The organism is Paludibacterium sp., assembly GCF_019232825.1.
Taxonomy (GTDB): Bacteria; Pseudomonadota; Gammaproteobacteria; order Burkholderiales; family Chromobacteriaceae; genus Paludibacterium.
Genome location: NZ_JAFAND010000058.1, coordinates 67,403 through 75,643, shown reverse-complemented (window position 1 = coordinate 75,643; position 8,241 = coordinate 67,403). Strand labels below are relative to the sequence as shown.

Sequence of the window (8,241 nt, the reverse complement as noted above, 5' to 3'; positions counted from 1 at the left end):
TTAAAAGCGGGAGTGGGGACGCGCTTTTACTCCCGCCGTGAAGGTTTTGCTTTTACTCCCGCCTTACCCGCTTTTTTACTTTCAGAAATTCCTCACAGCTCCCCCAATTGCCCTTTTCCGGCCGGCTGACTAATCTGTTGGGGCTTGTGGCGGATCATTGCCAAAGGCGCGGGCCCGGGGTGTTGGACGCACCGCCGAGCCCGCTAACCAACCAACTCTTTACCTTTCAGGAGAGTCAGATGGCTATCTGCGATGTTAATGCACTTCCTTCCACCCCGACAAACCGCCGTCTACGTCAGCAGCAGTTACTGACACTGATTTCGGTCTTGTGCGAACCGCGGCAAACCCACCCCAACCCCGACGTGCGCCGGCTGATTTTCGATAGCCGGCTGAGTTGGGCGTCGATGCCGGTCGACGCCCAGTCGTCGTGGTTATACCTGAAGAATGCCGCGCGCCTGCGCGAGGTGGCGGGATGCTTGGTGTTGACCGCCGATTAACACCCTAACCTGGAGGCGGGGAGCGAACGCTCCCCGAACGCGGTGTCACCGTGCGTTGCTACGCGAACGCAAGCTACTCCCCGCATTAACAGGCACTACCTACGGCCCCGGCTATTGAGCGAATTGGCTTTTCCTGCGGTCTTGTGCCGTGGAACAGACAAACCTTGGGGCTGCAATGAAAGCAACCCCTGTCCCCATTCCTTCGTCATCGCTGCAAGAATCGCCGCGTCTATCCGCTCGGCTTCCTTCCGCAGCGTCTCCGCAACTGCCTCGCTCAATCGCTCGATGACTTGTTCCGGGTGCTGAACATGGCAGTGTTCGCGGCCAAACCGAATCAGCTCGGCTCGACTTGGATATTCACGAGATCCATTCAGTTTCAAGGCCAATTGACGATCATAAACCGCCGCGCCGCTCACACGGGGCTGCATGTCATACATTGAGGTGGTGACCACGTCATAAAGCGGCGACAGCCTGGCCCCATCCGGATGTCCTGGATGCTCGTACAGTAAACCGAAGTTTTTCAGGTGTGCATCCCCATTGCGCACCAGCACGGATAGCGCCAGGTATTCAAATAGCCGATGCAAACTGTCCACGCGCCCAGCCAGGTCCGTGCAGAAATAACTCACGCCCTTTGCTAGCGATTCATAGGTGCTGCTGTACTTGGCATCAACCTGGCCGCCTTTGTTGAAGAGCGAGCAAAAATCTTCAAAGCCAAGCGATTGGCCATCCTGGCTTAAGTCAAATCGCGCCATTACAAAAAGTTGGCCATTATCCGATAACCAAAAATCAGGCACGGGCAGACCCGCCGTCTTGGCCGCCGTCATGCAGAGAAACTCATTCTGAGCGAGCCCCGGATAATCGATGCCAGCCGCTTTCACGATCAGATCGGGCTGGACGACCGTGATACGGCTATCGAGCTGAGTTTTGTCGAGGTCTGGAATCAATACCTTGGGCTGTACACCAGATACGCCGGATTCCAGCAGATAGGTATCGACAAGGGATTCAAAAAGCGCTTTGGACGCTTGCTCTTTCAATAACTGGGCGCGGCCAATCTGTGGCGGTTTTCTGGTTTTTTGCGTCGCGGGTTGCTCGAACCGTAGCCGCCCGATCTGACAGCTTGAATACGCCAGGAGGTCCATCTCGTCGAGCCCCCCCTCTTTGGCGAAGCGGTGTTGTAAGCGCTCCAGGAGGAAGCCTTCCGGCCTGTTTTGTAAAAAAGGCGCGGGCAGCGCGCCGCTGGCATAACTTTCCGCGCGTATGGGCATAATCAGCGACACGCCACGCTCGCGTTCGGTCGTCATATAGTTGAACGCATATCGCGCCTCTTTGGCCAACTCGCCAGAGAAGCCCTGAGGTGTCAAGACGTTAAGCCGCTTGATCCTGTTTCTACTCATGAGAGAACAGTGCCTCCAAGTTGTCGAGGTCAGGGAGGATGTCCACGATCTGCAGCCCTTTCCCCAGCGCAGAGAGAATGCTCAACAGTGTGTAGATTTCAACGTTCCGACCCGCCTCAAGATCGCCAATCGTTTGCCGCCGACATCCGATTTGCTCAGCCAGCCAACTTTGTGATTTCCCCAGCGACTGACGTGTCTTTCTGACTGCTAGCCCAAGCTCGGTCGCCGTCATGATAGCAAAGCTCATATGTTCGCCTAAACAGACATTTGTGATGAAATATCAGCATATGTTCGTTTTGGCGAACAGTCAACGTGCGCGCCGATGGTGCTGCAACAGGCGAGGGCCTACCCGCGGCCGCGGCTATGCTCGCGGGCGAGCAGCAGAAAATTGCGCGTGGCGTCGGACAGGGTGGAGCCGCGCCGCCAGGCAATGCCGACCTGCAGCGAGGGCATGGTTTCCTGCAGGCTGCGCACCTCCAGCCGGTCGCCGTCCAGCGACCAAGGACGGTAGAGCAGGTCGGGAAGGATGGCCAGCCCCTCGCCGCTGGCCACGAGGCTACGCGCGCCCTCGACCGATTCGGTGCGCAACACCACGTTCGGGCGGTGACCGGCCTGGCGCCAGGAAGAGGTAATGCTGTCTTCCAATTCGTCCAGCCGCAGCATGACCAGCGGTTCGTTGGCCATTTCGTCGATCGAGATGGTGCCGAGCTCCAACAGCGGGTGGTTGGTCGGCAACCACAGGCGATAGGGCGAGGCCATCAGCGCCTCGGCTTCGAGCGCCTGGCGGTTTTGCAGGTTGGAGACGATCAGCACCGCGGCATCGAGTTCGCCGTTGACCAGCAAGTGCTCGATATAGTCGCGCTGGTCCTCGATCACCTTGATGTCGACCTTGGGAAAGGTGCGGCGGTAGCGGCCGAGCAGATAGGGCAGAAAATAACCGGTCACCAGGCTCGTGACGCCGATGTTGAGTTCGCCGGTCATGGTGTCCGGCCGGGCCGACAGCGCCTGCTGGGCATTGCGCACGCTGCCGAGGATTTGATGGGCGTGGCTGAGAAATTGATGGCCGGCGTGGGTCAGCACCATGCCGCGCGCGTGGCGCTGAAACAGCGTGGCCGCCAGGTCGGTTTCCAGCGCCTTGATGGCCTCGGTCAGCACCGATTGCGATACGTTGAGCTCGTGCGCGGCGCCGGTGATCGACTCGGCTTCGGCCACGGCGATGAAGTAACGGATGTTTTTCAGGGAAAGCGCCATGGGGGGGCAGCCTAACGTAGGTGTACCGGCATGATTTCGGCCGACAACTGCACGTAGACCCCCATGCCGTAGTAGTAATAAGTCGGCTGCGAGACGGTGCGCAAGAACTGGAACAGCCGCAGGCGCAACCGGCGCAGGCTGTTCATGGTGCGCGAGGGCAGCAGATTTTCGTGCGCCACGTGCACGATCCAGCGCCGGCGGTCGGTCGGCAGCGCGATCTGTTCCTGCTGCGCCATTTCCTCCAGCAGGCTCTCCACGTTGGGTTCCTCCATGAAGCCGAAGCTGACGTCCACGCTCAGGATGCTGCCGCGCCCCGGCGTCTGCTCGAACACGGTGATCTTGTAGCGGTTGGCGTGCACGTAGGGCACCTTGGGGTGGCTGACGGTCACGAAAATCAGATTGCGCGGCAGCACGCCGTAGCGGTCCCAGAGCAGTTGCAGCAGCGCCGGCGTGTGATCGTGCGCTTTGTGCGGCGCGCGCGGGATCATCAAGATGGCGTTGCGGTCGAGAAAATGGCTGCTTTGCCGGTGCAGCCCGACCAATTCGGCGATGTCCATCGTGTGTTTGCGCGAATAAGCGGCCGAGGTGGCTTGGCGTCCCCAGCGCCAAGTGACCATGACTGCGAAGACCACGAGGCCGATGCCGACCGGCACATAGCCTCCTTCGAGAAACTTGAGCGAGCTTGCCGCCAGAAAGCTGCCGTTCAGCGCGGTCAGCGGCCACCAAACCAGCGCGGCGCGGCGTGTCGACCAGTGCCAGCGTTCGCGCGCCACCGGGTACATGGCGAGCGACGTGATGACCATGACGCCGGAAACCGCCAGGCCATAGGCGGCGGCAAGACGGCTGCTCGATCCGAAGGTCACGGCCAGGATGATGCAACCCAGATAGAGCGACCAATTGATGAAGCCAATGTAGATCTGTCCCCCGTGTTCAGCGTGGGTGTGCACGATGCGCAGACGCGGGAACAGGCCAAGCCGTACCGCTTGGGTCATGAGCGAGAACGCGCCGGAAATCAGCGACTGCGAAGCGATGATGGTGGCCAGCGTGGCCAGGATCACCATCGGGTAAAGCGCCGCGCGCGGCACCATGCCGTAGAACAGGTTGTTGCCGGCGATGACGGGATGCGTCAGCTGGAATGCGCCCTGACCCAGGTAGTTGCACACGAGCGATGGGAACACCAGCAAGAACCAGCCAAGCCGGATCGGCCGCGCGCCGAAGTGCCCCAGGTCGGCGTACATCGCCTCGCCGCCGGTGACGCACAGCATGACGGCGCCGAGCGTCAGCAGGTCGCCGTATAGATTGCCCTCGATCAGGAACCGTGCCGCCCAGACGGGGTTGAACGCTTGCAGCACTTGCGGCGCGGCCAGTATCTGGCGCAGGCCGAAAAAGGCGATGGCCAGAAACCAGACCACCAGCACCGGGCTGAAAATTTTGCCGACGCTGCTGGTGCCACGCGCTTGCAGGGCAAACAGCACCGTCAGCAGCAAGACCGTAATCGGCAAGATGAACGGCGTGGTGTCCGGGGTGGCGACGGAGAGCCCCTCGACCGCGGAGAGCACGCTGATGGCGGGGGTAATGATGCCGTCGCCGAACAGCAGTCCCGCACCCATGATCAGCGCAAACAACAGGGTGTGGCCATGGTGTTTGCGCGTTTCGCCGGACAAGAGGGCATAGAGCGCGAACAAACCACCCTCGCCGTCGTTGTCGGCGCGCAGCACCAATAAGGCGTATTTGACCGCGACGATGATGATCAACGACCAGATGACGAGCGAGATGCCGCCTAATACCGTGGCGGGGTCCGGCGTCAGTCGCGCGGGACCGTGGAAGATTTGGTTGAGCGCGTACAGCGGCGAGGTACCGATGTCGCCATAAACGATGCCGATGGCGCCAAGCGTCGAGAAGGCGAGTTTGCGATGCGATGGCACGTGCGAGCGTCCCCCTTCATGTGCCGCCACGTGAGCGGGCGGTCGTTATGTTTCTGTTCTGTTTGGATAATAACGTCGTTCCATTCTATTTGGGTATCTATTCGGCCGGTTTTTCCGGCGCGCAGGGGGCGGTGAGGAGGCAAAGCGGGCGGCAAAACTTGCCGCCCGCTTTGCCGTTTTGCCTTCCAATAAGCGGAATGGCCGGTTTTTTTGCGCGAAAACAGTATGTTGCTGGTTGTTTTTATTCTGGCATGGTATGTGCTTATTGTTGGGGACTCAGGAGGGATCATGCTCGACAAACTCGACAACGACTTCAAGTTCGATCAGCGCGCGCTGAATCTGCGCGCTTATCGCACCGAGGTGCTGGCCGGCAACATGGCCAACGCCGAGACGCCTTATTACAAGGCGGTCGATTTCGATTTTGCCTCGGCCATGAAGGCGCAGATGAACGGCAATGGCGGCAGCGGCAAGGCGTTGGCGCTCGTGGCCACCGATCCGCGGCATTTCAGCACCAACCCGGGCGATGGCAGCAGCAATGTGCCGCTGCAATATCGCAACGCGGTACAGCCAAGCGTCGACGGCAACACCGTCGACATGGATGTGGAGCGCGGCCAGTTTATGGACAACGCTTTGCAATACCAGTCGACGCTGACTTTTCTGAATAACCGTATTTCATTGTTGAACACGGCCCTGAAGGATTGATCGCCATGTCTCTGACCAATGTGTTCGCCATTTCCGGCTCGGCGCTGACGGCGCAGTCAATGCGCCTGTCGGTGGTGGCGAGCAACATCGCCAACGCCGAAAGCGCCACGAGCTCGACCGGCCAGCCTTATCGCGGCCGGCACGTGGTTTTCACCGCCATCCCGGTTTCCGCCGATCAGCCGCAGGTGGCTGGCGTGCGCGTGACCTCGGTGGTCGAGGATCAGAGCCCGCCGATCTTGAAATACGACCCGGCCAATCCGCTGGCGGATGCCCGCGGCTACGTCAATATGCCCAACGTCAATCCGGTGGAAGAGATGGCCGACATGATTTCGGCTTCGCGCTCTTATCAGACCAACGTTGAAGTGATGAACACCGCCAAAACCCTGATGCAGAAGACGCTGCAACTGGGCTCTTGATGCTGAGACGCTGAAAGGAAAACATCATGTCCGTTCCTTCTACCAATAATCAAAACAACAATTCCAATCCGTACGCCATTCTGAATGGCACCAACAGCAACGCGTCGAGCACGTCGAGCAGCAGCTCGACCGGCACCAACACCGCGCAGTCGATTCAGAACGAGTTTTTGACGCTGTTGACGACGCAGCTGCAGTCGCAGGATCCGTCCAATCCGATGCAAAACAGCCAGATCACCAGCCAGATGGCGGAGATCAGCCAGGTCAGCGGCATGCAGAACCTCAACTCGACCATGCAGTCGCTGCTGCAGTCTCAGTTGTCGTCGCAGTCGCTGATCGCCGCCTCGACCGTGGGGCACGCCGCGCTGGTCGCCGGCAGTACCCTTGGCTGGGATGCGAACACGAGCGGCAACAAGACCATGGGCGCCGTGTCGCTCGCCAGCGCCGCGCAGCAGGTCACCGTGTCGATTCAGGACAGTAAGGGCAATACGGTGCGCACCCTGTCGCTGAGCGACGCCACCGCCGGCATGAATAGCTTCGCCTGGGACGGCAAGGACAGCAGCGGCAACGTGCTGCCGGCCGGCAACTACACGTTCACCGCCGCCGCGACCAATCCAGGCAGCAACGGCACGTCGCAAAGCGTGACCGCCACCGATTACAACTACAAAACCATCGCCGCGGTGAGCTTCACCTCCTCCGGCGCGCCGCAGCTGGTGCTGTCGGACGGCAGCACGGTGCAAATGTCCGCCGTGTCGCAGATTTCCTGATTGAGATGACGGTATAGAGATCGGAGCAACAACATGGGCTTTCAACAAGGTCTGAGCGGTTTGAATGCCGCCTCCAAGCAGCTGGACGTGATCGGCAACAACATTGCCAACGCCAATACCGTCGGCTTCAAGGATTCGCGCGCCGAATTCGGCGATATGTACGCCAACAGCTTCTACGGCGTGTCCGCCACTCAGGCCGGTATCGGCGTGCAGACGCTGGACGTGGCGCAGCAGATGACCCAGGGCAATATCACCACCACCAATAACAACTTGGATATCGCCATCAACAACAACGGGTTTTTCATCGTCAAGACCGGCGCCTCGACCGGCGGCACCCAGACGGGCACGTATGAGTACACCCGCAACGGCGAATTCCAGGTGGATAACCAGGGCTATATCGTCAATAACGGCGACCGCCTCGAAGGCTGGCCGGCGGTCAATGGCGTGGTGACCCAGGGGGCGTTGGGCGACTTGCAGCTGCAGACCTCGTTGATCGCGCCGAACGCGACGACCAAGATCGCCATGGGCGTCAATCTCGACTCGCGCGACACGGTGCCGACCACCACGCCGTTCAGTCCGACCACGCCGGCATCCTACAGCTGGTCGAATTCGACCTCGGTCTACGATTCGCTCGGCAACTCGCACAATCTGACGCTGTATTACGTCAAGACCGCCGCCAATACCTGGACCACCTATCCGTACGTCGACGGCACCGCGGCCAGCGTCACGCCGAACGGCGGCGCGGCCGGCGCGTCGGCGCCGTTGACGTTCACCACCGCCGGCGCCTTGAACAACACCGCCGCGCAGCCGTGGTCGATCAGCTTCAGCCCGACCACCGGCGCCACCGCGCCGGAGACGTTCTCGCTCAATTTCTCCAACTCGACGCAGTACGGCCAGAATTCGGGCACCAACTCGCTGACCAACGACGGCTACGCCGCCGGCACCGTGGCGTCGATCAGCATCGACAGCACCGGCGTCGTGCAGGCGACCTACACCAACCAGCAGACCAAGACCATCGGTCAGATCGCGCTGGCGAACTTCACCAACCAGCAAGGCCTGCAGCCGGTGGGCAACAACCGCTGGACCCAAACCTTTGGCTCGGGACCGGCGCAGGTCAACGCGCCGGGGTCCGGCACCGCCGGCACGCTGCGCGATTCGGCGTTGGAAGCGTCGAACGTCGACTTGACGACCGAACTCGTCAATCTGATCACGGCACAGCGCTATTACCAGGCCAACGCCCAGACCATCAAGGCTGAGGACACGATCCAGCAGACCTTGGTGAACCTGTAAGG

General features: G+C 60.5%; 9 protein-coding genes. 5 read left to right on the top strand and 4 right to left on the bottom strand.

Annotated features, from left to right (window positions below; all coding sequences use genetic code 11):
* The first annotated feature begins 239 nt into the window (after positions 1-239).
* Complete coding sequence (locus JOZ06_RS07545) at positions 240-497, top strand: hypothetical protein (RefSeq protein ID WP_293230803.1); 258 nt, start codon at positions 240-242, stop codon at positions 495-497.
* A 95-nt stretch (positions 498-592) separates the two neighbouring features.
* On the opposite strand, the gene JOZ06_RS07540 is transcribed toward JOZ06_RS07545, so the two are convergent.
* The 4 genes from JOZ06_RS07540 to JOZ06_RS07525 all read right to left on the bottom strand — a co-directional run bounded on the left by JOZ06_RS07540 (position 593) and on the right by JOZ06_RS07525 (position 5,067).
* On the bottom strand, positions 593-1,891 hold the full coding sequence (locus tag JOZ06_RS07540; RefSeq protein ID WP_293230800.1) for a HipA domain-containing protein: 1,299 nt from the start codon (positions 1,889-1,891) through the stop codon (positions 593-595).
* Positions 1,884-2,138 (bottom strand): helix-turn-helix transcriptional regulator, encoded by a 255-nt coding sequence (locus JOZ06_RS07535; RefSeq protein ID WP_293230797.1) that lies wholly within the window; start codon positions 2,136-2,138, stop codon positions 1,884-1,886. The genes JOZ06_RS07540 and JOZ06_RS07535 overlap by 8 nt, the downstream gene beginning before the upstream one ends.
* Positions 2,139-2,236: 98 nt before the next feature.
* Positions 2,237-3,142 (bottom strand): LysR family transcriptional regulator, encoded by a 906-nt coding sequence (locus JOZ06_RS07530; protein ID WP_293230795.1) that lies wholly within the window; start codon positions 3,140-3,142, stop codon positions 2,237-2,239.
* A gap of 11 nt (positions 3,143-3,153) precedes the next feature.
* Positions 3,154-5,067: a KUP/HAK/KT family potassium transporter gene (locus JOZ06_RS07525; RefSeq protein WP_293230792.1), complete on the bottom strand. Its 1,914-nt coding sequence runs from the start codon at positions 5,065-5,067 to the stop codon at positions 3,154-3,156.
* Positions 5,068-5,355: 288 nt separating this feature from the next.
* On the opposite strand from JOZ06_RS07525, the gene flgB reads away from it, so the two are divergent.
* Genes flgB through flgE form a run of 4 tightly spaced genes read left to right on the top strand, consistent with a single transcriptional unit; the run spans position 5,356 to position 8,239 of the window.
* Positions 5,356-5,769: a flagellar basal body rod protein FlgB gene (gene flgB / locus JOZ06_RS07520; protein WP_293230789.1), complete on the top strand. Its 414-nt coding sequence runs from the start codon at positions 5,356-5,358 to the stop codon at positions 5,767-5,769.
* A 5-nt stretch (positions 5,770-5,774) separates the two neighbouring features.
* Positions 5,775-6,185: a flagellar basal body rod protein FlgC gene (gene flgC / locus JOZ06_RS07515; protein WP_293230786.1), complete on the top strand. Its 411-nt coding sequence runs from the start codon at positions 5,775-5,777 to the stop codon at positions 6,183-6,185.
* Positions 6,186-6,211: 26 nt separating this feature from the next.
* Positions 6,212-6,949, top strand: coding sequence for a FlgD immunoglobulin-like domain containing protein (locus JOZ06_RS07510; RefSeq protein ID WP_293230783.1), 738 nt, complete (start codon positions 6,212-6,214; stop codon positions 6,947-6,949).
* A gap of 33 nt (positions 6,950-6,982) precedes the next feature.
* Positions 6,983-8,239, top strand: a complete 1,257-nt coding sequence (flgE, locus tag JOZ06_RS07505; RefSeq protein WP_293230780.1) for a flagellar hook protein FlgE — start codon at positions 6,983-6,985, stop codon at positions 8,237-8,239.
* Positions 8,240-8,241 lie beyond the last annotated feature (2 nt).

What these genes read in the sequence shown, in the direction of transcription:
- JOZ06_RS07545 (WP_293230803.1), top strand. Translation starts at nt 240, where the DNA reads ATGGCTATCTGCGATGTTAATGCACTTCCTTCCACCCCGACAAACCGC.
- JOZ06_RS07540 (WP_293230800.1), bottom strand. Translation starts at nt 1,891, where the DNA reads ATGAGTAGAAACAGGATCAAGCGGCTTAACGTCTTGACACCTCAGGGC.
- JOZ06_RS07535 (WP_293230797.1), bottom strand. Translation starts at nt 2,138, where the DNA reads ATGAGCTTTGCTATCATGACGGCGACCGAGCTTGGGCTAGCAGTCAGA.
- JOZ06_RS07530 (WP_293230795.1), bottom strand. Translation starts at nt 3,142, where the DNA reads ATGGCGCTTTCCCTGAAAAACATCCGTTACTTCATCGCCGTGGCCGAA.
- flgB (WP_293230789.1), top strand. Translation starts at nt 5,356, where the DNA reads ATGCTCGACAAACTCGACAACGACTTCAAGTTCGATCAGCGCGCGCTG.
- flgC (WP_293230786.1), top strand. Translation starts at nt 5,775, where the DNA reads ATGTCTCTGACCAATGTGTTCGCCATTTCCGGCTCGGCGCTGACGGCG.
- JOZ06_RS07510 (WP_293230783.1), top strand. Translation starts at nt 6,212, where the DNA reads ATGTCCGTTCCTTCTACCAATAATCAAAACAACAATTCCAATCCGTAC.
- flgE (WP_293230780.1), top strand. Translation starts at nt 6,983, where the DNA reads ATGGGCTTTCAACAAGGTCTGAGCGGTTTGAATGCCGCCTCCAAGCAG.